General features: G+C 62.0%; 21 protein-coding genes and 1 tRNA gene. 6 read left to right on the forward strand and 16 right to left on the reverse strand.

What is annotated here, in order from left to right:
• The first annotated feature begins 214 nt into the window (after positions 1-214).
• Positions 215-1,453, forward strand: coding sequence for a cation:dicarboxylate symporter family transporter (locus AC1DZE_RS05730; RefSeq protein WP_477668836.1), 1,239 nt, complete (start codon positions 215-217; stop codon positions 1,451-1,453).
• Here the strand turns inward: AC1DZE_RS05730 and AC1DZE_RS05735 are convergent.
• The 8 genes from AC1DZE_RS05735 to AC1DZE_RS05770 all read right to left on the reverse strand — a co-directional run bounded on the left by AC1DZE_RS05735 (position 1,399) and on the right by AC1DZE_RS05770 (position 14,806).
• A complete protein-coding gene (locus AC1DZE_RS05735) occupies positions 1,399-3,267 on the reverse strand; it encodes a peptide transporter (RefSeq protein ID WP_477668837.1) in 1,869 nt (622 codons plus the stop codon). The two genes, AC1DZE_RS05730 and AC1DZE_RS05735, sit on opposite strands and share 55 nt — an antisense overlap.
• A 63-nt stretch (positions 3,268-3,330) precedes the next feature.
• Positions 3,331-4,887, reverse strand: a complete 1,557-nt coding sequence (locus AC1DZE_RS05740; protein WP_477699859.1) for a lyase family protein — start codon at positions 4,885-4,887, stop codon at positions 3,331-3,333.
• Positions 4,874-8,770: a beta strand repeat-containing protein gene (locus AC1DZE_RS05745; RefSeq protein ID WP_477699860.1), complete on the reverse strand. Its 3,897-nt coding sequence runs from the start codon at positions 8,768-8,770 to the stop codon at positions 4,874-4,876. The genes AC1DZE_RS05740 and AC1DZE_RS05745 overlap by 14 nt, the downstream gene beginning before the upstream one ends.
• Before the next feature lie 9 nt (positions 8,771-8,779).
• A complete protein-coding gene (locus AC1DZE_RS05750; RefSeq protein WP_477668840.1) occupies positions 8,780-11,809 on the reverse strand; it encodes a ShlB/FhaC/HecB family hemolysin secretion/activation protein in 3,030 nt (1,009 codons plus the stop codon).
• Between the two features lie 104 nt (positions 11,810-11,913).
• Positions 11,914-12,957, reverse strand: coding sequence for an alpha/beta fold hydrolase (locus tag AC1DZE_RS05755; RefSeq protein WP_477668841.1), 1,044 nt, complete (start codon positions 12,955-12,957; stop codon positions 11,914-11,916).
• Between the two features lie 476 nt (positions 12,958-13,433).
• Positions 13,434-14,009: an NADP-dependent oxidoreductase gene (locus AC1DZE_RS05760; RefSeq protein ID WP_477672170.1), complete on the reverse strand. Its 576-nt coding sequence runs from the start codon at positions 14,007-14,009 to the stop codon at positions 13,434-13,436.
• Positions 14,006-14,356 carry an alcohol dehydrogenase catalytic domain-containing protein gene (locus AC1DZE_RS05765; protein ID WP_477672171.1) on the reverse strand — a complete coding sequence of 117 codons (351 nt, stop codon included), beginning with the start codon at positions 14,354-14,356 and terminating at the stop codon, positions 14,006-14,008. Before AC1DZE_RS05765 ends, AC1DZE_RS05760 begins: the two co-directional genes overlap by 4 nt.
• Before the next feature lie 15 nt (positions 14,357-14,371).
• Positions 14,372-14,806, reverse strand: coding sequence for an ester cyclase (locus tag AC1DZE_RS05770; protein WP_477668843.1), 435 nt, complete (start codon positions 14,804-14,806; stop codon positions 14,372-14,374).
• Positions 14,807-14,904: 98 nt separating this feature from the next.
• On the opposite strand from AC1DZE_RS05770, the gene AC1DZE_RS05775 reads away from it, so the two are divergent.
• Complete coding sequence (locus tag AC1DZE_RS05775; protein ID WP_477668844.1) at positions 14,905-15,816, forward strand: LysR family transcriptional regulator; 912 nt, start codon at positions 14,905-14,907, stop codon at positions 15,814-15,816.
• A gap of 107 nt (positions 15,817-15,923) precedes the next feature.
• On the opposite strand, the gene AC1DZE_RS05780 is transcribed toward AC1DZE_RS05775, so the two are convergent.
• Positions 15,924-15,999, reverse strand: a tRNA-Arg gene (locus tag AC1DZE_RS05780).
• Positions 16,000-16,231: 232 nt separating this feature from the next.
• Here AC1DZE_RS05780 and AC1DZE_RS05785 point away from each other — a divergent pair.
• Positions 16,232-17,101: a c-type cytochrome gene (locus AC1DZE_RS05785; RefSeq protein ID WP_477668845.1), complete on the forward strand. Its 870-nt coding sequence runs from the start codon at positions 16,232-16,234 to the stop codon at positions 17,099-17,101.
• 112 nt (positions 17,102-17,213) lie between these two features.
• On the opposite strand, the gene AC1DZE_RS05790 is transcribed toward AC1DZE_RS05785, so the two are convergent.
• Genes AC1DZE_RS05790 through AC1DZE_RS05805 form a run of 4 tightly spaced genes read right to left on the reverse strand, consistent with a single transcriptional unit; the run spans position 17,214 to position 20,175 of the window.
• Entirely contained in the window at positions 17,214-17,780 is a 567-nt protein-coding gene (locus AC1DZE_RS05790; protein WP_477668846.1) for a DUF2946 family protein, read from the reverse strand.
• A gap of 57 nt (positions 17,781-17,837) precedes the next feature.
• A complete protein-coding gene (locus AC1DZE_RS05795) occupies positions 17,838-18,878 on the reverse strand; it encodes a YheT family hydrolase (RefSeq protein WP_477672106.1) in 1,041 nt (346 codons plus the stop codon).
• A gap of 10 nt (positions 18,879-18,888) precedes the next feature.
• Complete coding sequence (locus AC1DZE_RS05800; protein WP_477668848.1) at positions 18,889-19,335, reverse strand: YybH family protein; 447 nt, start codon at positions 19,333-19,335, stop codon at positions 18,889-18,891.
• A gap of 9 nt (positions 19,336-19,344) precedes the next feature.
• Positions 19,345-20,175 carry a hypothetical protein gene (locus AC1DZE_RS05805; protein WP_477672105.1) on the reverse strand — a complete coding sequence of 277 codons (831 nt, stop codon included), beginning with the start codon at positions 20,173-20,175 and terminating at the stop codon, positions 19,345-19,347.
• A 75-nt stretch (positions 20,176-20,250) separates the two neighbouring features.
• Between AC1DZE_RS05805 and AC1DZE_RS05810 the strand changes: the two genes are divergently transcribed.
• From AC1DZE_RS05810 to AC1DZE_RS05820, 3 genes are all read left to right on the forward strand, one after another.
• The gene (locus AC1DZE_RS05810; protein WP_477668850.1) at positions 20,251-20,850 is read left to right on the forward strand and encodes a LemA family protein; all 600 of its coding nucleotides are present in this window, start codon (positions 20,251-20,253) and stop codon (positions 20,848-20,850) included.
• A 66-nt stretch (positions 20,851-20,916) separates the two neighbouring features.
• Positions 20,917-21,807, forward strand: a complete 891-nt coding sequence (locus AC1DZE_RS05815) for a TPM domain-containing protein (RefSeq protein ID WP_477672107.1) — start codon at positions 20,917-20,919, stop codon at positions 21,805-21,807.
• Between the two features lie 4 nt (positions 21,808-21,811).
• Entirely contained in the window at positions 21,812-22,354 is a 543-nt protein-coding gene (locus tag AC1DZE_RS05820) for a TPM domain-containing protein (protein ID WP_477668851.1), read from the forward strand.
• A 42-nt stretch (positions 22,355-22,396) separates the two neighbouring features.
• Here the strand turns inward: AC1DZE_RS05820 and AC1DZE_RS05825 are convergent, their stop codons facing one another.
• The 3 genes from AC1DZE_RS05825 to atpD form a co-directional block, all read right to left on the reverse strand.
• The gene (locus AC1DZE_RS05825) at positions 22,397-22,540 is read right to left on the reverse strand and encodes a hypothetical protein (RefSeq protein ID WP_457281580.1); all 144 of its coding nucleotides are present in this window, start codon (positions 22,538-22,540) and stop codon (positions 22,397-22,399) included.
• Between the two features lie 631 nt (positions 22,541-23,171).
• Positions 23,172-23,591 carry a F0F1 ATP synthase subunit epsilon gene (locus AC1DZE_RS05830; protein ID WP_477648282.1) on the reverse strand — a complete coding sequence of 140 codons (420 nt, stop codon included), beginning with the start codon at positions 23,589-23,591 and terminating at the stop codon, positions 23,172-23,174.
• A 40-nt stretch (positions 23,592-23,631) separates the two neighbouring features.
• Positions 23,632-25,035, reverse strand: a complete 1,404-nt coding sequence (gene atpD / locus AC1DZE_RS05835; protein ID WP_293400292.1) for a F0F1 ATP synthase subunit beta — start codon at positions 25,033-25,035, stop codon at positions 23,632-23,634.
• Positions 25,036-25,072 lie beyond the last annotated feature (37 nt).

The following is a 25,072-nucleotide window of genomic DNA, read 5'->3' on the forward strand; positions in this document are numbered from 1 at the left end:
GTCGGCCCATCTTTTTTAGGTATTGGAGGTCTTATTTCCGGATTTTATGCATATGCCCTCGACGGCGCGTGACGCCTTCGCGTCTTTACACGCGCCGTCCATCCGCAAAAAACAACCGTATGGCGCGGCTCCCGGGCTACGGTAGCCAAGCCGCCCGTAGACTGGGCGATAGATGATCAGAATTAGAAAAATACTTTGCCATCCCATTGCACAGATGGCTCTCGCCTTTGCCGCCGGCATGCTGTTGGGGAATTTTTTCCCCTCAGCCGGCGCGCTGATGAAGCCCCTAAGCGACGGCTTTCTGCGCCTGATCGGCATGCTGATCGGCGTGCTGATCTTTTGCCTGGTGGTGTCCGGTATCGCCAGCATGCGCAACCGGCTGCAGGCCACGCAGGTGGGCATCAAGGCCATCATCTACTTCGAGGCCATGACCTTGATCTCGCTGCTGGCGGGCATGCTGGGCGCCTTGCAGCTGGCGCCCGGGAAGGGTTTCGCGCCGGGTTTTACGGCTGACATCGCACAGCGCGTTGCACCTGCGCCGGCCACGGAAAGTACGACCGACTTTTTGCTCAACATCATCCCCCCGACATTTGCCAGCGCCTTCACCGGCAACAACAACCTGCAGATCCTGCTGCTGGCGCTCCTGTCGGGCATTGCACTGACGCGCGCGGGTGAACGCGGCCGCAGCCTGCTGGAGCTCATCGAAGCGACGCAACAGGTGTTGCAGGGCATGGTCGGCATGGTCCTGAAGCTGGCGCCACTTGCTGCCTTCGGTGCTGTGGCCTTCATGATAGGCCGTTACGGGACATCTTCGGTGCTACCGCTGCTGCAGTTTCTCGGCGCGATTTATCTCGTCAGCATCCTGTTTGTCTGCGTCGTGATGGGTCTACTGGCGCGCGCCGCTGGTTGCAACATCTTTCGCCTGGTCGCCTATGTGAAGGAAGAGCTGCTGCTGGTCTTCTTCACCGCTTCATCGATAGCCGCTTTGCCAGGCTTGGTCGGAAAAATGGAAAGAATGGGCTGCGCCAAATCGGTGGTGCGCTTGATGCTGCCGACCGGCTTCAGTTTCAACCTGAACGGCAGCAACATCTATATCGCCATGGCGGCGATCTTCCTGGCGCAGGTGGCGCATGTCGAACTGGGTTTCTGGCCGCTGCTGTCACTGCTGGGCATCGCGATGCTGACTTCCAAGAGCGCCGCCAGCGTCGCCGGTTCGGCCTTCGTCGCGCTGACAGCGACGTTGGCCAGCCAGAATCTCATTCCGGTCGCGGGCATAGTCTTGTTGCTGGGCATAGAGCGTTTGATGAAATGCCGCTCCCTCACCAACATGCTCGGCAATTGTGTGGCCTGCGTCGTTGTGTGCGCCTGGGAAAAAGCGCTGGACCGCCAAGCCATGCATCAGGCTCTGTCGGGCAGGGACCCCTCCTCGCCCGCCGTCGCCGACCAGATCTGATACAGGCGTTCGCCCAGGCATTCCGCGCGGCCTTCGAACAGGGCGTTCAGGCTCTCGGACCGCTCCAGCCTGCGGTATAGCGCGGCCCGCTCCGCATAGTCGTCGGCCATGCGGATGGCGGCGGCGACATAGTCCTCCACACTGGCGACAATGCTCCAGTCGGGCAGGCCCAAGCGCCGGAACAGCGCTTCATCAATGTGCTCGAACACCTCAGGCCCCGTCTTGCACACGCCGGGCAGGCCGACCGTCACCGCGTCGGTGATGCCGTTGGTATTGCCGAAAGGAAAGGGGCTCAGAAACATGTCGCAGCGATTGAAGATGGCGAGGTAATCCGGGTAGGGCTGGTGCGCGTAGATTTCGGCGTCCGGCAGGTAGCGGCGAATCACCCTTCGCACTTGCGGATAGATCAGGCCGGTTGCCTGTCCAATCAGGAAATGAAACCGTATCTGCTTGCGTGAGCCCGCGCGTATTTTCTGGCAGGTCACCAGGAATTTCGGATTGATCTTCATGGTGGTCGCGGCCACGGCGATGTTGACGACCACCGAGTCCTGCCGTTGTGGCCGTGCCAGCGAGACTTCGATGGCCGACGGGCGGTAAGGCTGCCCGTCCTTTGGCAAGCGCAACAGGGTTTCGCTGAAGCAGGCGGGGTCGCCGACAAAGTCTTCTTCCACGCTGATGTAATCGATACGGTCGGAATGCGTGGTGGCGGGATGGCCCAGCGCGGCCACCTGCACGGGCGCCAGGCGCTGATTGGCCGCGAACATGGTGATGGGAAACATGCCGACGCTGGGCATGTAAAACACGGCAGGCCTGAGGGAGCCGGCCAGCGCGTGCAGCTGGCGCAGACAGGCGATCATGTCATTGGGCGCAGCGAAATCAATCACCTCGTCAAACACCGCCCGGCCCAGTTCGTCGATGTTGCAGGGGTAAGCAATGGCCACCAGGCGAAAATGCCTGCGCGCGGCCTCCAAAGTCCGGGAATGCGTGCGGTAAATCGAATGCCCGCCGGAGAACCACTCGAGCAGTACCAGCATGATGGGCTTGTCCGCACTTTGCGCGGCGAGCGCGAGCGCGGGCGCAGCGCGCCCCAGGCCCAGCGCCTCGAGCTTCTTGCGAACCAGCCGGTTGATGGGGCGCTTGATCTCATGGCGGTCGGCCAGGTCGGCGTAGCTGCAGTGCATGTACACGTCATGCAGGATGCCTACCGGCAGGGTGTCCAGGCTTTCGATTTCTTCGAGGTGGGCAGGCAGCCAGGCCAGCAGCGCCTCCCGCTTGGAATGCGCGGCTGGCGAGCCGAGGAAGCGCGGCGACAACAGGGCCACGAACAGCGCGGCAGCCAGCTTTTTGTTCTGGCGCCACAGCAATTCCACATCCAGCGGGATTTCCGATTCGGGCGAATACAGGATGCAGAACTTCACGAGGTCCCGCTCGCTTACGTGGAACTCCGGCGCGCCGGAACCCAGATAGTTGAGCGACCTCAGGATGTGGTCGCAATGGACAAAGGCGCTGGCGGCGAACAGCGCCGACAACCAGCGCTGGAAGTTGATGAGCTGGCCGAAGCCGCCGGGCGAGACATGAAAGGTCGGATCGGAAAACAGGGCCGAGATGGCGCTGGTGAGGCGGGTCAGGCCGTGCGCGTCACGCTCCTGCGCACCTATGGCGGTCGACAGGCTGAGCGCGAAGTTGCCGTCCAGGTTGCCGTAGTTCCTGTCTATGAGCAGCAGCAGCTTGACCAGCTCTCGCGCAGCCGGCTCCTGCTGGCGGGAGTAGCACAGGTATTCGAAGTTCTCCAGCGAAAAAGTATCGTCAGCCATGGTGCCCTTGTCGATGGCCCCGTCAGGCCGACAGCGCCAGTATCGCCGCTGCCGCCGTGAAACTCATTGGACCAGCCCGGAAAAGGTGCGGTCCAGGTTGTACTGGGCACGCGCGAGCTTGTCCTGCTGCGCCTTGAGCCAGGCGGCGTCCTGCTCTAACCGGCTCTTCTCGGCCACCAGCATCCTGACCGTCTCCGTGCGCTGCGGGCCACCCAGGCCTTTGCTCGAGGCCAGCATGTTCTGCGCGGTCAACGACGTTCGATAGCGCTCCTGCGTCAGCGGGAATTCAGTCTGCGGGAAGCTAAAGGCTTTTACCGCCTCGGCATACAGTTGCTTGACGACGTCAAAGGGGATTTCGGCGGGTTTGAGCTTGTTGGCGCGGCCGTAGTTGACCAGATCCGAGGCGAAATGGTGGCCGACACGGAAAGGGACGTCGGCGTCGCGCTGCAGGATATCGGCCAGCTCGGTGGTGGTGGAGTACTCGGCGTCGACTTCCTGCAGCGCGCGGTTGCGATCAATGACGAGATTGTTCATCAGGTCGGCCAGCTTCACGAAGGCATTGGTCGTGAGGTCCAGGGTTTTCTCGACCTGATCGCGCTTGTAGTCGGGCATGCCGGGCGTGACGTTGTGCGCCTCCAGCTGGTAGGTGAAGGCGTTACCCACCACCTCGCTGGCCTGCAACCGCAGCCCGTTAAGAGCATAGGGATTGCGTTTTTGCGGCATGATGCTGCTGGTTCCGATGAGCCTCCCTTCCTGGATGGTGATCCAGGGAGCGGTCTGGTGGTACTGGGTGTGCATGTCCTGTACCAGCACGCCTATCATCAGCGCCGCGTTGCTGCACAGGCCCACCAATTCCACGCCCTGGTCGAGCGCGCCGAGCTGAGCCGCGTCGTAGGAATTTTCCACCGCACCGTCAAAACCCAGCAGCTCCGCCAGGCGTTGGCGATTCATCGGAAAGCTCGAGGTACCGAGCGCACCCGCGCCCAGCGGGCTCATATTGAGGCGCGCATAGGCTTCTTTCAGGCGCGCGCTGTCGCGCCCGAAGACCGAGGCAAAGGCCAGCAGGTAGTGCGCGTAAGTGGTGGGCTGGGCCTGCACGCCATTGGTATAGGCCGGAACGATGGTGTCCAGGTTCTTCTCCGCCACGGCCAGCAGCTGCGCCTTCGATTGGATCATCGCGTCCATCAGAGCCAGCGCGCGCTCCCGCTGCATCAGGCGCCGCGTGGTGGACAGAATGTCCTGGCGGCTGCGGCCGGAATGCATGCGCGAACCATCGGGGCCGGCCAACGCCAGGATCAGCGGCTCGTATTGCAGGTAATCCCCAGGGCGTTTCGCGCCCGGCTGGTTGCCGTCCCTGATCACTTGGTCGACCGCCCGCGCAATCTTTCTGCCGAGCTCTGGCGGGACGATTTTTGTCTCGACCACCATCACGGTTGAGGCCTTGTTCATCTCGCCGAGAAAATGGAAGTTGTCGTGCTCGGCTTGCCCGGCTTTCTTGTCGGCAGCGACAGCCAAAGCGGACAGCGATACCAGCAACAAAGGAACCAGCAACAGCCGACCGGCGCGGCGTGGAATGGAGCCAGTGAACGCCGCGAGGGACGCGGACTCAAGGCGTTGCATCTTCTTTGCCTGCAGCGGATGCATTGAGATTGGCATTGGACGACACCACGGAAATGGTGAGCCTGTCCGTTCCGCCGTTGGAGGTCGGGGATGCAGTGTCGCCGGCAAGGGGCGCCATCCAGTCGCTGCCAGTCATTTCCGATTGCAGCGCAGCGGTCGCCGCGGCCGAATCCGCGCTGGTCAGGCTGCTGACCATCTTGCCGCCGAGATTGCGCAGCACAACCCCGGAACCGGTGGCGGCAATTGTCGTAGCGTCCGAAGACTGGCTGAAGGGCTGCCCACTCGGCGCACTGGCGCTGATGAGCAGAACGCCGTTCTCCACCTGCAGCTTGTTGGTGCCGCCGTCTATGCGCACCCCGTAGCTGCCACCGGAGCCCGATACGAGCAGATTTCCATTACCACCCGTGCTGATGGTATTGAAGGCATTGGCGCTGCTGCCAACGATGGACAGCCCCTCGCCGGAGCCGGCTGTCGCAGCCTTGATGTCGATGTCACCGCTGCCCGACGTGATACTGACGCCGTTGGCAGCTCCCGAGGCCGCAGTGCGCAGGAGGACTGCCGGCGCCGCAGACGCCGCGCTGTTGCTGCCCGTGATCGAGAGCTTGCCCGACACCGTGGAAATGGCGGCGGAACTGGTCGCCGTCGACGGGTAAATGGTGACGCCGCTGCCATAGGTGGAGCTGCCAGCCACACTCACTGAACCGCCTCCAGTGGCGCGTATGACATTGTTACCAGTCAGCACGCCCACCCCGTCGCCATAAACACTGCTCCCGGTGATCGCGAGCGCGCCGTTCTCGACACTGACCAGGGCCTTTCCGCCACCATAGATGCTGACGCCATTGCCCTGGTCGGCTGCGCTGCCGACCAGCGTCACGTTGCCCGAACCGGTGGTCTGGATGCGATTGGCGACGTTCTGGATGGCGATACCGTGGTCGAGCTCCCCGGTGTTCGGCGAATGGAAGTTGCCGACCAGCGTGATGTTGCCGCCTTGCGAAGAGATGTTGTTGACCGAGTTGGTGCTGGATGCGCTACCGCCCAGGGAGATAGCGTCCGAGGTACCTATGGAATCGCCCCTGAAGGTGATGTCACCGCTCACGGTAGTGACGTTGACGCCGTTCGCGTTCCCGGTGGAGTTCAGGAAGATACCGTAGCCGCCGAAACTGCTCGTGCTGTTGCCGTTGACGGCAATAGCGCCGCTGCCGGTGGTAATGTTGATGGCCGCATTGGCACCGGACGGCGCGATGTCAACGCCACGCCCCGAATAGCTGGTGCCGTCGAGCGTCAGCGCGCCCGACTGCGTGCCCAGATTGATGCTGGCGTAGGCGCCGCTGGCGTCCAGCGACACGGCCTTGAATGAGCCGGTAGTGGGATTGACCACACTGTTGTTGGCCAGCAGCTTGAGTGCGCCGGCTGTGCTGTTGATGTTGATCTGCGAGGCGGTGGCCGCGCTCGTACCGACGCCGGAGCTTAGCAAACCCAGCGCCGGCGTCGTGCCGCCCGAAGTGTTGCCGGTCACCGTGATGTTGCCGTCCGAAAAGATGCTGATGGAAGATCCGGAACCCGTCGAGTTGAGCACCGTGCCGTAACTGCCGGTGCTGCTACCACGCAGCGTGATGGCACCGCTGGTCGTTGCATTGAGTACTACGGCGCCATTGCCGGAAGCCGCCAGGTAGACGCCGCGGCCGGCACCGGCAAAGCCGTTGTCATTGGCCTGGATAGTCAGATTGCCACTGCCGACGCTGAGTTTTTGGGTAGAGGTGCTGGCCGTCGAGCAGATCAGCACGCCAAAACCGGAGGTTGCGTTGCCGCTGATCGTCAAATTGCCGGAACCGCTTGCAGCCATGGTGTTGTTGGTGCTGAAAATACGCGTGCCGTTGCCGCTGCCCAGGTTGGTGCTGTCCACCGTGATGGAGCCAGCGCCGCTGGTCTGTACGTTACTGCCTCCCGTAAGCACAAAGGCGTCGCCGGTCCCGGTGGCACTGGCGACGTTGGCCAGGATGGAGATGTTGCCGCCGCCGGCATTGAGCGTGGAGCCGGATATATTCACCGCGCTGCTGCTGGAGCTTGTCGAGGTGGAGGCGCCGCGTATCGTGATGTTGCCGCCGCTGGTGCTCAGCGAAGCGCCGCTGGTGATCGCCACGCCCGAGGCGCTGCTCTGGTTGGTGCTGGCGTAGCCGGTCAGCGGGTTGCTGCCGCCGCTGATGGTGATGGCCCCGCCGTTGGTGGTAATGGTGCTACCCGTCAAGGCCACAGAGCCGTTGCCGGTGTCACCGTAATTGGAGACCAGCGAGACGTTGAGGCTTTTGCCGGTGCCGTTGGAAATGGTGCGGCCGCTGCCGATGATGATGTTGCGGTGCGCCTGCAGGGTCAGAGAGGCATTTCCCACACCCTTGACGTTGTCCAGCACGTTGATGTCGCCCGAGGTTCCGCCGACCGCAGAGGTTTGGACGATCACGTTGGCGCCTTCGGACAGCGAGGCGTTGAGCACGGCCGAACTCAGGTTGGAACTGGCTGCGCCGCTGGAGGTGAAAGGAGAGCTCCCAGTCGCGCCGACGCTTGCCGTGCTCGTAATGTTGATGTTGTAGGGGTCGATCAGCCAGGTGCCTCCCTTGCCGGAGGCCGCGCTGATATCCACCGAACCCGTTGCATCCAGGTGATGGCCCGAGGTCTCGACCAGGCCCCCGCTGCCTGTCTGCCCGCCACCCAGCACCGTGATGCCGCCGTGAAATTGCGTGCTGTCGGTGGACCACAGGATGACTTTTCCGCCGCCGCCGCTGCTGAGCGCATCGGCATGAATGCGGGCATCCTCCCCCATATAAGTTCCGACGGCCTGGCGCTCGGTACCACTGCCCTGGTAGTTGCCGCCGACCAGTACCGTGCCGCCACCGGCATCGCCGGAAGCATCGATTCGGGCACCGTCGAACACACCGACGTACTGGCCCAAAGCCTTGAAGCTGCCGCCGGTTTCGCCGGCATCGCGGCCGGAGACGTCGACACGGCCGCTTACGGCGACAACACCGGCCTCCCCGCCGTCAAGCAGGACCGTGCCGTTTCGGCGCTGCAGGCTGGTCGCCTCGATCACGCCTTCGTTGTTGACCACATTGGACATCAGCGCGTCGCCGGAGCGGGCCGACATGACGACCAGGCCACCGTTGGCCTTGAGCAGCCCCTGGTTTACCACACTGGCGCCCAGCGAAGGGTCACTCACCTGCATATTGATCAGGCCGTCACCGTTGAAGTCCAGCGTGATATTCTTGCCCGCGCCCAGCATCACGCTGCCCAGACGGGCCGTGATGCTGCCCACATTGCGCACCTGCGCACCCAGCAGCGCCACGTACCCGCCGTCGGCCGCCACGATGTTGCCCTCATTGATCACGGCGCCGCCCGCGCTGCCGGCTTCAAAGCGGTTGTTGCCGGCCATGAAGTTGCCGTCCGAGATGTTCAGCGAGCTGGCCACCAGGCCGCCGACATTGACAGCTGAACCCTGACCGAACAGGATGCCCGAGGGATTGATCAGGTAGACCTGCCCGTTGGCATTGAGCTGGCCCATGATCTGCGAGGCATCGCTGGATGTGACACGGTTGAGGGCCACCGACGAGGCCGAGGGCTGCGCGAAATTGACTTTGGCCGCGCTACCGATGTTAAAAGTGTTCCAGGTAGCAACCATCCGGTCGCTGCCCTGTACCACGTTCATGACGTTGCCGCTCTGGCTGATGCTGCCGCTGCCAGCTGTGACCTGACCATTGGTAGGTAAGGCGCTGGCGTCCAGCGCATATCCCCGTACCGGGTATATGGCGCAAAGCGCTGACAGGATGGCTGCACTCAGCGGTGTCAGCGTCGGGCGGCTTTTACGTGGGAAAACCGGGGAAGAGTGGTATGTCATGCGAGCCCCTCAGAACGTGTAGTTGATACCGAAACCGATCGCGCGGATCGTGGTGCCTGCGCCTGCGCTGCCGAACACGCCGGCAACGGCGTAGTTGTAATTGGCCAGCGGTTGGTTGCGCAGCAGCACGTACTGCCCGAAAATCCTGAGCTGCTTGCTCCAGGCATAGGAGAAACCGATGGCCTGGGAGGTCGCACCCATACCTTCCGTCGAACAGTTCACGCCATTGCCGGAAATCATGGTGCAGTCGCCTGCGAAGGCTTTGGCATGGCTGGCGCGCAACTGCCAGGCACCTATCTTGTGTGAGACGCCGACCATGTAGGCGCGGCGGCGGTAGCTGGCGAGGTCGCTTGAAGTGACGCTGGTGTTGATGACACCGGACTCGGCATAGCTCAGTTCGTCGGCGATCAGCGAAACCTTGGTATCGCCAAAATCGTAGGCTACGCCGTAGCGCACGCTGTAGTCATTGGACGAAGTGCCCTGCGTGACGTGGGTATTGGTACCTACCCCGCGCGCGTTGCGGCCCAGGCTGGCTATGCCGAAATAATTCACATGCTGCTCAGCCGCAACCACAGCAGAAAATCCGCCGTTCTCATACGACAGGCTGCCGCCGTAGAGGTAGCCTGTATCAACGTCCGGCGCGGCCTTCATGCCGTTGTTCGAATAAGCCAGCTTGAGCTGGAAGCCGCCCATCTTGGGCGTCCAGTAGCCGAACACGCCGGCCTGGCGGCGGTTGAAAGCGGCGTCGTCGTTGTTTTCCACCGCCGCCGTGCCCACCGGGCCGGAGTTTTTAGTGATGCTGGTGGCGAAGCCCGGTGACCCGATGATGTTGTAGTGCGCCGCACTGGTGGTCGCGCCGAAGGGGTCGAAGGAAGAGGTGCTTTCCTTGAGCGGCATGTCCCAGTTGCCGTACATCGCGGTGCCAGCATCTGGATGGGCGACAGCCACGCCGGTATTACGCAGCTCTTGCCTGTGTGTCCAGTTCGGGGTCGCGTCGTCTCCGGCCGCGCCCGCGCTCAGTGATAGGCCCAGCTCCAACTGCCACAGCAGCTTCCACTGCTCATGGATTGGAATGCCGCCACGCGCGCCCACATACGACACATTGTCGCGCGCACGCCAGAAGCCCGACATGTTGCGCCCATTGGGCGTGGCCAGCTTGCTCTGGTCGGCGGGCGCCGCAGGGGTCGCGCCTGAGCGGCTCACGTATTCGGGGATGATGCCCAGTGATCCGTACAGCCGCATGCCGTCTTCCGCCTCCTCGAAATCCTCACCCCGGCTGCCGCTGCTGGAGGCCAGGCCCGTGAAGGCCTGGGGTGAACCCGATACCGATAGCCACAGGCGACGCGCGCTTTTTGGTTCGCTGACCGGATTGACGCCGGGCGACACCGCGATGCTGGCATTGAACACCAGGTCCTTGTTGTAGACGTTCAGGCCCACGCCATAGCCGTAGCGGCTCGCGCGGTTTTCGCTGTTGTCCCACGGCTTCTTGTTGATGGTCACGCGCCCTGCATCGGCGAACAGCGCACCTTCCACGACGGAGTTGCCGACAACACCCAGGGTCTTGCGCAGTTCCAGACGCGCCAGCATGCCCTGGTCGCCCGCGGCTTCGCCGGCAGGGTAAGCGCGCACGCCGCCGGAGCCGCCCAGGCTCATTTTCTCTGACGCGTCCAGGTTCTTGTCGGCGTACTGCGCGGTGACCGAGCCCAGCAGGGAGTAGCCGCCGCCAAGCTGCTGCAGGCGGCTGAACGACAGGTTGAGCTTTTTGTAGTCGCCTGCCGCATTGGCCGTGAAACGGTCCAGTGCTGCGTCGTTGGGCGTTTCTTTTTTCAGGTGACCCATACCCAAACGCGCGTTCCAGCTGTTGTTCGCCGACGCGCCTGTCCAGTCGTCACGCCAGTCGCCAGACAGGCCCGCACTCATCAGGTTGGCAGACTTTTCAACGGTCGTGCCGCCAGTAGTGTCCTGGAAATGTCGGTATTCCGTCGCCAGCGACAGATTCATGTTGGCGCGCCGGCTGCGCAGCAACGCCGCGTTGAGAAACAGCGTGCTCACGCGGGCTTCACCTCTGGCCTCTACTTCCTTGAGGTTTTTGCCGATGTTGTATTGCAGGCCCGCAAAATTCGCGCCTACTGACAGCCCTGTCGTGCCGAGGGGCTGCACATAACCAACGCCTGCAATACGCAGGCCTTCAAAAGTTTGCTGCGTATTCAGGCTGAAGCTTTCGCCCATGCCCAGTGCGTCGTTGAGGCTCAGGTTGGCGGACAGGCGATTGGCACCGGTGTAATAGCTGCCACCGTTGTCGATGCTCACGCGCGAGGTGATCGCCCCCATCTCGCTGACCTTGACGATGACGTCGGTGGCGCCCGGTTCTGCCGAAGGCCGCAACACCGCCTTGACCGTCACACCGGCGATGTCAGAGAGCCGCAGCAGCGTGTTTTCGAGGTCGCTTTCCTGGATCACCTCGCCCGTCTGTAGTCCCGCGAGATGTCGGCCTATCAGTTCCGGGTCCAGGCGCACGTTGGCATCGGGCTCGGCCACCACCCGGCCGATGACGCCTTCACGGATGCCGAGGGCAACCACACCGCCTTGTATTTCCTGTGCGGGGAGGTAGGCGCGCGCTACCAGATAGCCCCGGGTGCGATAGTAGGCCGTGATTTTGGCGGCGGCTTTGCCCAGCCCGGCGAAGTCCAGCTCGCGGCCGACAAACTCCTGCAGTTGGGCTTGCAGCTCGGATGCCGGCAGAGACCGGTTGCCGCTCAGTACAAAACCCGTGACCTGGATGCCCGTTCCGCCGGCGGTGGGGCTCTGGCCCTCATCACTGCCTTCCACCTCTTTTTCGATGCGCGCAGGACGCTGCACCGCCGCCGGCGGGCCGGCATTTTCCGTCGGCGAGAGCTGTTGCCGGTTCGCGTCGAAAAGAGTACCGGCGCTGGGCGGCGTCTGCGCATGGACGGCAAAAGGGGCGGCGGCCAGCATTGCGCAGATCCGCGATGCGAGGATTTTTCGCCGTGGTGCGGCAAGGCGTGAGGGTTCCATCATGGTTTTCGTCTTCTGTCTTGGTGTTGTGTCCGCGCGTCTCTGTGCTTCTTCTTTTTTTTCTTGTTGTGCTCGTTCGGCTTGTCCCTGTTTGTCCCGGCTGTTCGCTAGTTGCCGGCGGCATGGAAAATTTTTGCAGCAACATCGCGGGACTCAAAAATTTCGGCCGCTTCGTGCCCCGCGTCTGGCACCACCATGACCGCACGCGTCACGGGTGTCTGCCATTTCTGGGCTAAAAACTGTTCGTAGCGCATGTAATTCCTGTGCCGATTAAGCCGGTCTGTGCCCTGCATGGCGGCCCCGCAGGATTTGTCGAGTGACTCGTAGGCTGGGTCGTTGTCCTGCGCGCCCACCAGGTAGAGGACTTCACGCGCTGCATAGCGCTTGAACAACTGTTCGCCGTCCAGGCCCTGCCCATAGGGAACCATGTTGCCCAAGCCGTAGCGGAAGTTGTTGTAACCGGGGCAAAGGATGCTGTTCACAGGCTTGAAGCTCCCACCCTCCGGCCGGTTGTCATCCAGGTACAAATAGGAAGACGGGCTGGAGACTACATACCGCACGCGGACGCCCGACTTGCGCAACTCCTCCTCGCTGTTGTTGAGCACGGCATAGCGCTGCATTAGCTGTCCACCGGCTGAGTGGCCGATGAAAACGATTTCCTTGAGTACGGGAAAACGCTTGCCCGCGCTCAGATAGCGGGCGATATCGTCCAGCACGCCGCAGGAATTGATGGCCTCCTTGCCCCGGGAGGGCTGGCACTGCATCCAGTTGCCACCGCGCCAAAGCGGGATATTGCCGTCAGGCGAAGTGTCTGATGCCGTCAGGAAGTGGGGTACCAGCAGCAACGTGCTTGATGCGTCCAGCCGCGCGGCTTCCAGCAAGCCCAGGCCCACGCCAAAATAACGGTCGGCATCGCGCTGCACGCCATGTACAAAAATGACCGCACGCTTAATCCCGGCGTCCGGCTGGCGCAAGTCAATGTTGGAATAGACCGCAAAGGGATATGCGGTGCCCGCGGCTTCCAGGTCAATTACCTGCTCCCTGGGCGGTTCGCCGGCGGCTTTGTCAGCTGCGGCGAAAAGACGCGCGCCAAAGAAAGCCAGGCCCATTGCCACCACCAGTTGTAACCACTTGTTTCGAGTGCGTGTCATACCTGTATCTCGCTTTGTCAAAAATGCAGACATCGAAAAGGCTTGACGCGTCGTGCTCGAATGCCGGGTGCTCCCGACTTACGCACTACAAATGGATCACAAATCCAGCGTTTCCCTTCACGGCCTTTTTTAGGAGATCCACCGGGAAAGATCAGTTGTAATAACTTGCAACTCACGGTGTTGTTGGCGATTCTAGGAAGACAACCGCTACCTGTAAAATATCTTGATTCTGGTACGTGAATACTTTAAAAGTATCTTATGAGCAAGAATCCAGCAGCGAGGATCAGCGTGACACGCGATGGACGTTAGCCACTGGATTGATACCGGGTAGGCATCGGTTCCACGCAAATTCGGTGTGGACGTGCCTCGACTCCAATGCTGGAATGCGGTCTGGCGCTAACCCCGTGCGCTCTAAGGGGATAGCCGCTGAGCGTGCGTTTTTGATGGAAGGTCCCAAGGCGCCATTGCCTCGCGGATCAGCGCGACGTGCGGATGATGACCTTGCCGCGCGCATGACCGCCGGCCACCTGCTCAAGCGCCGCGCGGGCGTCATCCAGCGGATGGATTGTGTCGAGGATCACCTGGAGCCGTTTGTCGTCGAAGCGCTTGAGAATCAGCGCCAATGCCGCAGCATCGCCGCTGAAGAATGCGAAGACGCCGTGGATATCTCCACGCGGCTGTATCGTGTGATCGACGATCGACACCACCGTCCCGCCCGGCCTTGTCACTCGCCACGACCGCTCGAGAGTCTCCCCACCAATCGTGTCGATGACCAGGTCCAGGTCTCGCCAACGCTCTGCAAAGTCATCACGGCGGTAATCGATAATTTCGTCCGCACCCAATTCTTTGACCAGTGTGTGGTTCTTTGCAGAAGCCGTGGCTAAGACGTGCGCACCTGCCTGCCTTGCGAACTGGACGGCGAAGCTGCCCACGCCACCGGCTGCCGCGTGAACCAGCACGCGCTGCCCCGCCCTTAACTTTCCAGCCCCAAACAGTGCCAGCCAGGCCGTACCAGCTGCCGTCGGCAACGCTGCGGCCTGCTCGTAGCTCATCTCAGCGGGAACCAGGCACAACGCGCTTGCGGACAGCAGGGCAGACTGCGCGAAGGCACCCCCCGCCGTCGGCGCGAGCCTCCCACGACGCGGTCACCGGGCTTGAACCGGTCAACCTCTGGACCCACGGCTTCAATCACACCGGCAAGGTCAGTGCCTAACGTATAGGGCAAAGTGACAGGAAAGACAGGCTGCATGGACCCGCCAAGGATTTTCAGATCCAGCGGGTTCACGCTCGCCGCCTCGACGCGGACCAGGGCCTGACCGCCACCCGGTGTGCCCAGGGCGGCATGTTCAATATCCGCCTGGCTGGCGCCGCCGAATGCATGGATGCGAAGTGCTTTCATCAAATTCTTTCCCAGTTAATCGCCGAGTGGAGGGAAGCTTCCAAGTTGCAGGAAAACGCCAAACCAGTCTTCCAGGTGCCAGGTTCGCTGGATACGCGTCTCATGGAATTCGTGGAACTCGTGGATGCGGATGCTGACCTTTTTTCCGGTTGCCGCAATGCCGAAGAGTGGCCCCAGATGGGTACCCGTTATCTCAGCCCGTACACCGATACGCCCGGGTACCTGAATCAAGTCGTGAATGGCAATATGGACGTCCGGCAGGGCTTCGATGAAGCTGCGGATGATCGGTTTCAAACCCTCGGGTCCCGGGCCTTGCCCGGGCGCCAGCGGAATGTCATCCCAGTCGGCAGTCACAGCGCTGTCCAGCAGGTCCGGGTTCTTGTCGTTGAATGCGCGATACAAGGTTTCGGTGGCGCGGCGCTCAGCCATCATCTGTGTGGTGTCGTTCATTTGTCCGGCTTTCGGTGGTTGAAGTGGAAGAAGGCCGATTCTGGTAGACCGATAAAAATCTGTCCAACAAATGACGTATATACAGCTATATTTGATTCATGGATTTTCATGGCATTGATCTGAATCTGCTCGTGGCGTTTGACGCGCTGATGGACGAGTGCAATGTGACCCGCGCAGCCGCGCGGGTAGGCGTGAGCCAACCTGCCATGAGTGCCGCGCTGTCACGTCTGCGAACGTTGTTTGGCGACCCGCTGTTCCTGCGCAGCGCAGAAGGACTTCTGCCGACAGCGCGTGCCAGGGAAATCGTGGGACCCGTGTCGCAAGCACTGCGGCAAATCAAGACAGCTCTCGTGCAGGAGCCGGACTTCGAGCCCGAGCAGGCATCTCTGGTGTTCAACCTTGGACTGTCCGACTATCCGGCTTTCGTATTGCTGCCCGCACTTGTCAGGGAGCTGGCGCGCGCGGCGCCGGGAATATCGCTGAGCGTGCACGCGATTAACAATCGGGATAGTGCGGTCGACATGCTGGACGCAGGAACGATTGATGCGGCAGTTGGCGTCCCGCCGACCCATGCAGAGAGACGGATATTGACACGGCCTGTTCTGAGAGACGAGTTCGTGACCATCGTTCGCCGGGACAACCCGGCAGCGAAGCGAAGCATGGGTCTGAAGGCATTTCTTGCGCTGCCTCATGTGCTCGTGTCACCTGAGGGTGATCGCCATGGCCTGGTTGACGAGGCGCTGGCCGGGCTGGGGAAGCGCCGCACCCTCGCACTGACGCTTCCGCAGATGTTTGCCGCGCCCGCGGTGGTGGCCCAGACAGATACCACGGCCACGGTGATGAAGCGCGTGGCCCTCAAATCCCCGGCTCTGCGCAAGCTGGTCTTGTTTCCGCCGCCTGTTGCGTTGCCAGAAGTCGTCTTCGACCTCATCTGGCACCGACGGAACGATGCACATCAGGTGCAGCAATGGCTCAGGGAATTGATCGCATCACTTGCTTTGGCTGCCTAGAATAATAGAACCCGCCAGTCGCTTCACCGTGACGAATTTCAGTGCAGTTGGGCTTTGAAACGCTGCGGCGTGCCTGCGCGACAACGGCAAACAAGAAAAACCATGATTGGTGCGGCTGGCGGGGATCGAACCCACGACCCTTGGCTTCGGAGGCCAATACTCTATCCACTGAGCTACAGCCGCAACGCTGGAAACGGTCTGCGCCGGATTCGCGGCCGAGGGGCGCAAAATCAGGGCAATTTGCACTGCGCGGGCGATTCACGCCGCGCAACGTCTCCGATTCTACCAGCCGGCCGTGACGCTCCCCGGCCTCTGCAAGCCCCCAGTTATAATGTGAGGTTGCTGAGCAAGCGCTGCCCAAGAGCGCCATATCACCACGCGATAGCCCCCCGATTCTTAGTTTTTTGAGGACGCCATGAGCGCAAACGACCACACCACGGCCCACGAAGAAGCCCATACTGGCCCCATCAAGACCCCCCAGCAACTGCTGGCTGCGGTTTTTTTCTCTTTTGTCGTTCCTGTTTTCGCCATCATCGGCCTGGTGTATTACGTCGCTTCGGCCAACAAGCCAGCTGCGGGTGCGGACGAAGGCGCCAAGGCGGTTGCGCAGCGCATCCAGAAGATCGGCGCGGTTGAAATCCGTGATGCCAACCGTCCGCTGAAGTCCGGCGAAGAGGTCTACAAGGCGCAGTGCGTGACTTGCCATGGCACGGGTGCAGCCGGTGCGCCGAAGTTTGGCGATACGGGTGCCTGGGCAGCCCGTATCAAGACCGGTTTTGACGCGCTCTGGCATTCCGCCCTGAAGGGCAAAGGCGCCATGGGAGCCCAGGGCGGCGGTGATTTTGAAGACGTCGAAATTGGCCGTGCAGTGGTTTACATGACGGCTGCCGCAGGCGGCAAGTTTGCGGAGCCAGCCGCCCCGGCAGCTGCTGCCGCTACGGCACCTGCAGCCGCAGCCGCCGCACCGTCCGCAGATGTGGTCGCCGCACTCGCTGCAGCCAACAAGACGGCAGCGCCAGCCGCCGGTGCAACGCCGGCTGCAGCCGGTGGTGCCGCACCTGCGCTGTATGGCCAGGTCTGCGCAGCCTGCCACGTGGCCGGCGTTGCCAATGCACCCAAGCTGGGCGACAAGGCTGCATGGGCTCCCCGGATTTCCGCAGGTGTCGAGGCACTGACAGCCAGCGCCATCAAAGGTAAGGGCGCCATGCCTCCCAAGGGCGGCTCGGCCGCCTCCGATGGTGAAATCAAGGCCGTGGTGCAGTACATGGTCAATACGTCCAAGTAAACGCTGTCGTGCACCCCAAAAAAAGCCGGTCAATGACCGGCTTTTTTAATGGAAATTTGATGTAAATTCAAAAGGAAATGGGCTGCAACCCAAGCAGAGCCAGCGCAAACAGCTACTTTTTTTGTAGCAGCTGAGGGCTTCGCACATAGCCGAACCGGCGCGACAAATCGCTGGCCAGGACTTCCTCGGGCACCCACAGGCCCTGCTCTATCGCGTCAGCCGCATGCGTCATGTCCTGGGTATGAACGAGGCCAAAACCCAGGTCGGTTTCCAGGTAGACCCTGCCGGATTCGTCCACGATGCAGCGCTGCGGCCGCGCCGTTTGGCCGGAATGGGCTGTGACCTCAAACATAGGTGCCGGGGCGACACGCCAGACCAGCGGCGTCACTTCGAGCTCCACATACACGCGCTGTGGCCCATTCTGGAAGAACCACTGGCCAGCAGCGTCGCTTTCATAATTCCGCTGAATGAAATCGATCAGCTTGTCGTGCTTGAGCAGCGAGCCCTTGCTGGCCGCATGGCGCGCGGCATCCAGGCCAGGCGCGCCACCAAAAGGTCCCGCGGCCTGGGCCCTCTCATCACGCATGTACCAATTGCCGCGTGCGTCCAGCCCCAGCCAGCCGTAGCAGTCGGGAACATTGGGCCATTTCGCAATGGCCTGCCTGACGATGTCATCCATGCCGCTATTTTGCGCTGCACACGGCAGGTGCGATGTGGGCAGGGTTATGGGTAAGCATCAAAGATGCGCAGCCAGGAAACCGGTGACCGCTTCCGGCATGGCACGCACATGACCAGGAAATGGCGGCGAAGGAAACCCGACATGGCCGCCCTGTGCCGGCTGCCAAAGCGTGACATGGCTGCCGGCGTCTGCGGTTTGCGGCAGGCTGCCGGCCGGCACAAAGGGATCGTTCAGCGCGTTCAGGGCCAGCGCCGGCACGGCAATGCTGCGCAAATGCGGCTTGGCAGAGGCACGCAGCCAGTAGTCATCCGCATCCTTGAACCCGTGGACAGGCGCGGTGAATACATTGTCGAAAGCGTACAAGTCGCGCGCGGCCAGCAATCGGTCGCGGTCAAAAAGACCTGGGTGCTGCTCCAGTTTTTTCAGCGCCTTCGGCACCATGGTTCTCAGGAACATGCGGGTGTAGACCTGCCGGTTGAATCCCCGACCTATGGCCCAGCCGCTGGCCGTCAGGTCCAGCGGCGAACAGACGGACGCAATACCGCTAACCACCTGGCGGGCCTCCGCGCCAAGCTCGCCGGCCCAGCGCATCAACGCATTGCCACCCAATGAAATGCCTACGGCAACGACCGGCCCGGAATGGGCCTGCGCAAAGCGCCGCAGTATCCAGTCTATCTCTGCAAAATCTCCTGAGTGATAAGCCCGCGGCGCTAGGTTCAATTCACCGGAACACCCCCGGAAGTGTGGAATGGCGCAGCCCCAGCCGCGCTCGCGAGCCACATCGGCAAGCGCTTCGGCGTAGTGGCTGGCAGATGACCCCTCAAGCCCATGAAACACCACCAGGAGTGGCACTTCCTTGCGCGATTCCTTGCGTCTCATCTCGATGGATTCGTTGCCCGTCGGGGAAGCTGCCGGAAGCCCCGACGAAGGCTCGTTTCCATCGAGCATCCAGTCAACGTCGACAAAGTCGCTATCGGGGGTATCCCAGCGCTCGCGGCGAAACACGGGCGGCGGGCCCAGGTAGCGGCGTGACCGCAGCGCAGCCCAGATGGTCTGCAAATTGCCGCCCGGCAGCCACCAGGGTGCTGCGTATTTCACCGCAGGCCCTTCAGTGCAGGACGGTCGGTGTTTCCGACACTTCCTGCATTTCTCGCGGCGTGCCGGGACTGGCATGGTGTGCCACCATGCGCCAGCCTTGCGCACCCTTGTGATACACATTGGTGGCAATCACGTAGGCATGCCGTGGCCCTTCATCGGTCAGCACCTCGATGCGTTCCAGCACGCTGTGCACGCAGGCGCTCATGGTCTCGACCTTTCGCACCTTGATGGCCTGGGCATTGATGGTGCCATTGGCAAACATGGCGTCAAAAGTGGCGCGTATGGCCGCCGGGCCCACCAGCCGGGCGCCACCCGGGTGCACACAGACGATGTCGTCGTCATCGCCCCAGCAGGCCATGAGCTTTTCGATGTCGCCGCTTTGCAGCGCGTCATAAAAAGCCGCCTCGATGTCATCGGCGTTGCCGCTGCTGGCGGGCGGGACTTTGGGTTTGGGCATGGGAAGGCGTCAGTCCGGCTTGGCGTTGGGTGGTGAATTCTGCTCGGGATTGAGCCTTGCAGCAAGCCACGAGCGTACGACACCTTGCATGCTGTTGTCTTGCGGCCCGATACGCCGGCCGTTTCCGCCGCTCTGGTTAGCCTGCCAAAGCACCTCAGGCGCGGCCACATGGGTACCCGGCGGCAAAACCTGCAGCGCTGCGTCGATAAACTCTGCCAGCTTGGCAGGACGCACCGGCTGCTCGGCTGCGGGAATCATGAACTTGAGGGTCGACAGCATCCACGACGCCGTCTTCTCGAAAAAATTGGCGCCCGCAATACCTTCGGTCTTGCGCGCCGAGCGCACCAACAACACGCGTTCAAAGCCCAGTGAAGCCACGGCTTGCTCATCGAGGTCGGCCAGTCCGCGCTTGAGGGCATCGGGTAAACGCCCCGAAGCGTGGGGCACCACCACAACCAGTGTCTGTGCGCCACAGCGTTTCAACCAGCGGGCCAGCACCGGCAGTTGTCCCGGCACGGGCGTCCACAGTGTGCGCTCACGCCCATAAAAAAGCCGTGGCGGCTCAAACATGACCAGGCCGGTATGAACAAGCTGAGGCCGCGCGGGCCATGCCTCGATTGCTGAAGCATCACCTGCCAGCACAATCCCCACGCCGGCCATACCGGTGGTCATGGTTTCAGTAGCCAGCACCTCGGTGTGCGCATAACGTCCGCGGCCCACAAGGCGGCGCAACACTTCATTGCCCAGCACGCCGGTCGCGCCCGCAATCATCAGACGTGGTTTCGCGGCTGCCGCCGCCAAGGGGCGCAGGTTGGCCTGCAGAGCTTGGAATGCCTGCACGGACCCGGGGGAATGAGGCGTCATCGACATTCGACTATGTTAGTGTTGCGGCTTGCATTTTCGAAAGACATCGTCATGAAATCCCGCTTTTTAAACCTGTTCCTTGTCAGCATGCTGGGCCTGCTCCTCACGGGTTGCGGCTACAACGACTTTCAGCGCCTCGACGAGCAAACCAAATCGGCCTGGTCTGAAGTGCTGAACCAGTACCAGCGCCGTGCCGACCTGGTGCCCAACATTGTGGCCACGGTCAAGGGCGAAGCCGCTTTTGAACAGGACACCCTGACCAAGGTGATTGAAGCACGCGCCAAGGCCACCTCCATCCAGGTGACGCCGGAAACCCTGAACGATCCGGCAGCCTTCAAAAAATTCCAGGCAGCGCAAGGCGAATTGGGCAGTGCGCTGAGCCGCCTGATGGTGGTCAGTGAACGCTACCCCGACCTCAAGGCCAACCAGGGTTTTCGTGACCTGCGCGTGCAGCTGGAAGGCACCGAAAACCGCATCACGGTAGCACGCAATCGCTACATCCAGGCGGTCCAGGAATACAACGTGCTGACACGCAGTTTCCCAAGCAACCTGACGGCCATGGTCTTCAGCTACAACGTCAAGCCGAACTTCACCGTGGCCAATGAGGCACAGATTTCCGCACCGCCTGTGGTGGACTTCACGAAGAAATAAGTTTCTACAGGACTTGCTGTGCAGCAACTAGCGGGTTGGATATTGGGCCGTAGCCTCCTCCGCTGGATGGCGGGATTGTTGCTGGCCGTGTGGCTGCCCCTTGTGGCCTGGGCGCAAGGCGTCCAGCCGGTGCCGGCCCTCACGGCGCATGTCATGGACAGCACTGGTACGCTGGATGCCACGCAACGCGCCGCCCTGGAGGCCAAACTGGTTGCGTTTCAACAAAGCCGCGGCGCACAGGTGGTGGTGCTCGTCGTGCCCAGCACCCAGCCCGAAGACATCGCCGCTTATGCCCAGCGTGTGGGCGATGCCTGGAAAATTGGACGCAAAAGCGTGGGCGACGGGCTGCTGCTGGTCGTGGCCAAGAACGATCGTAAGGTCCGTATCGAAACCACCAAGGCGCTGGAAGGCGCCATTCCGGACCTCGCGGCGCGCCAGGTGATCGACACCGCCATCACCCCGCGCTTGAAACAGGGCGACTTTGCCGGCGGGCTGAATGCCGCGGCTGACCAGATCATGGCGCTGATCAGCGGCGAAAACCTCCCAGTGCCTGAGCAAAAAAGTGCTTCGGACATGGCTGACAGCGGCTTCGAGTGGACCGACCTCGCGGTGTTCCTGTTCTTTGCCGTGCCGATAGGCGGGCGCCTGGCCGCCGGCGTCTTGGGGCGCAAGCTGGGCTCCATCGCCACCGGCGGCGCCGTCGGCGTGCTGGCCTGGGTGTTCACCAGCAGCCTGATTGTGGCCGGCCTGGCGGCTGTGGCGGGTATGGTGTTTGCGCTGGTGGCCAGCCTCGGCGTCCTGGGCAGCGGCAGCCGCTCTTCGGGCGGCTGGACCACTGGCGGCTTTGGCGGCGGGAGCAGCGGAGGAAGCTGGGGCGGAGGCAGCAGCAGTGGCGGCGGATTCAGCAGTGGCGGTGGCGGTGATTTCGGCGGCGGCGGCGCATCAGGCGACTGGTAGGCACATGCTCAATAAACCCAAGACCATCCTCAAGCACCTCTGGCTGGATGCCTCCGACGCCCAGCGCGCAATTGCACCCGACATGCTCAACCGGCTGGCCAGCCGGGTGACGGCCAGCGAGCGGCGGCACAGCGGCGAAATACGGATATGCGTGGAGGCCTCGTTGCCCATGAGCTACCTGTGGCGGCTGGGCAAACACCAGTCCATCGGCCAGCTCACGCGCCAGCGCGCGGTCACGATGTTCGGGAAGCTGCGGGTATGGGACACCGAACACAACAACGGTGTGCTGATTTATTTGCTGCTGGCCGAGCACGCCATTGAAATCGTGGCGGACCGCGGCGTGGCGCGCCATGTGAATCAAGCACAGTGGCAGGCCACGGTGTCGCGCATGGCCCAGGCGTTCAGGGAGAACCGGTACGAGGACGGATTGACACAGGCACTGGAAGAAACCTCAGCGCTGCTGATGGCGCACTTTGCCATCGATGGTATGCAGGGCGACGCACCCAACAATCCCAACGAACTGCCCGACGCGCCCTGGCTGCAATAGCCGGTTCGCAGGTACCGCGGGCCTGGCGCCGATAACGCCGCGTCAGGGCGCCAGAACCACGACCAACACAAAGAGGGCGACTGCCGCGAGCACAACCCGCGTCAGCCAGGCTTTGCGCGCGCGCCTGGCCCGACGCTCCGGCGACGCTTCTTCTCCCCATATCAGGCTGTCTAAGAGACTGTCCATTTCGCACCTCGTTGCTGGCTTGAACCCATCACAACGATAAGGGAGCCGCCTGGGCCATGGCTGTCATTTAGCGTGTCCAGTTGTTACCTTGCCAGCTCAGGCCAGGCGATTTTTCCGGAATCGCTCCCTATTTGATAGCTGCTTACGCTCACCCTGTATGGGTTGGAGGCCTTTTTTTGCTTGAATAGCGGAAGCACGCCAGATTTCCGCATGACGCAATGAAACGTCGCGCCGCAGCCACTCATGGCGGCGGGCAGTTAGTCCATCAACGTCCACTTCTGCTCACTGCGCGCCGATTGCACCCTTCTCGATAAAGCGGACGCCGCGGTCTCCGTCCTCGACCCGCAGATAGCCGGCGTCCAGCGGATCAGCCGCTTGCCCGGCGGCACGCACGTGGACGTCGGCCGCCCTACGAGGTAGACATTCGCAAAGGGTTCATGAAGGACTCGGGTGGCCGGCCAGTTGGCCCGCTACGCAGAGGGAGCACAAAACAACCATCTTCGTCATTTTCAGGAATGACTGTGAGCGCTTCGCCAACGGCATGAACGGCCAAACTGATTCGAATTTCTCCAGATCGAAGCGCCCATAAAAAAACCGGCCATAGGGCCGGTTTTTTCTGAAGCGTGGAAGCTTACTTTTTCTGCCGATATTTGCGCAAAGCGGCAATCTGGGCGGCCATGACGGCGAGCTCGGACTGGGCCATGGCAATATCGATATCGCTTTTTGCGTTTTTCAACGCTTCTTCAGCAGCAGCCTTGGCTTCCATCGCCTTGGCTTCGTCCAGGTCTTTGCCGCGAATCGCGGTGTCGGACAGCACGGTGACACAGTTCGGTTGCACTTCGAGCAAGCCGCCGGCCACGAACACGAATTCTTCGCTGCCGTCAGCCTTCTCGATGCGCACGGCGCCCGGCTTGATGCGGGTGATCAGCGGGGTGTGGCGCGGGTAAATGCCCAGCTCGCCGGCCTCGCCGGGCAAGGCGACAAAGTGCGCTTCACCGGAGAAGATGGACTCTTCCGCGGAGACCACGTCGACGTGAATGGTGGTTGACATAAACGCTCCTTAATGGAAAAAAGTTGCAGGGCCTGAGCCCTTAGACCTTCTTCGCCTTCTCGAAAGCTTCGTCAATTGTGCCGACCATGTAGAAAGCCTGTTCCGGCAGGTGATCGCACTCGCCGGCCACAATCATCTTGAAGCCGCGAATGGTTTCAGCCAGGCTGACGTACTTGCCGGGAGAGCCGGTGAACACTTCAGCAACGTGGAAAGGCTGCGACAGGAAACGCTGGATCTTGCGGGCGCGGGCCACGGCCAGCTTGTCTTCAGGGGCCAGTTCGTCCATGCCCAGAATCGCAATGATGTCGCGCAGTTCCTTGTAGCGCTGCAGCGTGCCCTGCACGGCGCGCGCCGTGGCGTAGTGGTCTTCTCCCACAACGTTCGGGTCGAGCTGACGGCTGGTGGAGTCAAGTGGATCCACCGCAGGGTAGATACCCAGCGAAGCGATGTCACGCGAAAGCACCACGGTGGAATCCAGGTGGGCAAAGGTCGTGGCAGGCGATGGGTCGGTCAAGTCATCGGCAGGAACGTAAACGGCCTGGATGGAAGTGATGGAGCCAACCTTGGTGGAGGTAATGCGCTCTTGCAGGCGGCCCATTTCTTCGGCCAGCGTAGGCTGGTAGCCCACGGCGGAAGGCATACGGCCCAGCAACGCGGACACTTCGGTACCGGCCAGTGTGTAGCGGTAGATGTTGTCCACGAAGAACAGCACGTCGCGGCCTTCGTCACGGAAGGACTCGGCGATCGTCAGGCCGGTCAGCGCCACGCGCAGACGGTTTCCTGGGGGCTCGTTCATCTGGCCGTAGACCATGGCCACCTTGGATTCGCCGAGGTTCTCGAGGTTCACAACACCGGAGTCGGCCATCTCGTGGTAGAAGTCATTGCCTTCGCGGGTACGTTCACCCACACCGGCAAACACGGACAAACCCGAGTGCGCCTTGGCGATGTTGTTGATGAGTTCCATCATGTTCACGGTCTTGCCGACGCCGGCGCCGCCGAACAGGCCCACCTTGCCGCCCTTGGCGAACGGGCAAACCAGGTCGATCACCTTGATGCCGGTTTCCAGCAGTTCCTGCGATGGCGAGAGTTCGTCATAAGCAGGCGCCTTGCGGTGGATGGGGGCGGTCAGGGTCTGGTCGACCGGGCCGCGCTCGTCAATCGGCGCACCCAGCACGTCCATGATGCGGCCCAGCGTGGCTTTGCCCACGGGAACGGTGATGTTGGCGCCGGTGTTGTAAACCATGTTGCCGCGGCGCAGGCCGTCGGAGGTACCCAGCGCGATGGTGCGCACGATGCCGTCACCCAGCTGCTGCTGGACTTCCAGCGTCAGCGCGGAGCCTTCCATTTTCAGCGCGTCATAGATCTTGGGCATCTGGTCGCGCGCGAATTCCACGTCAACCACCGCACCAATACACTGAACAATCTTGCCTTGAGCTTGAGCCATGATTGAATCCTCTTTCGTTTCTTTAAATCTTTAAATC

Source organism: Polaromonas sp. P1_F1 (genome assembly GCF_056405795.1).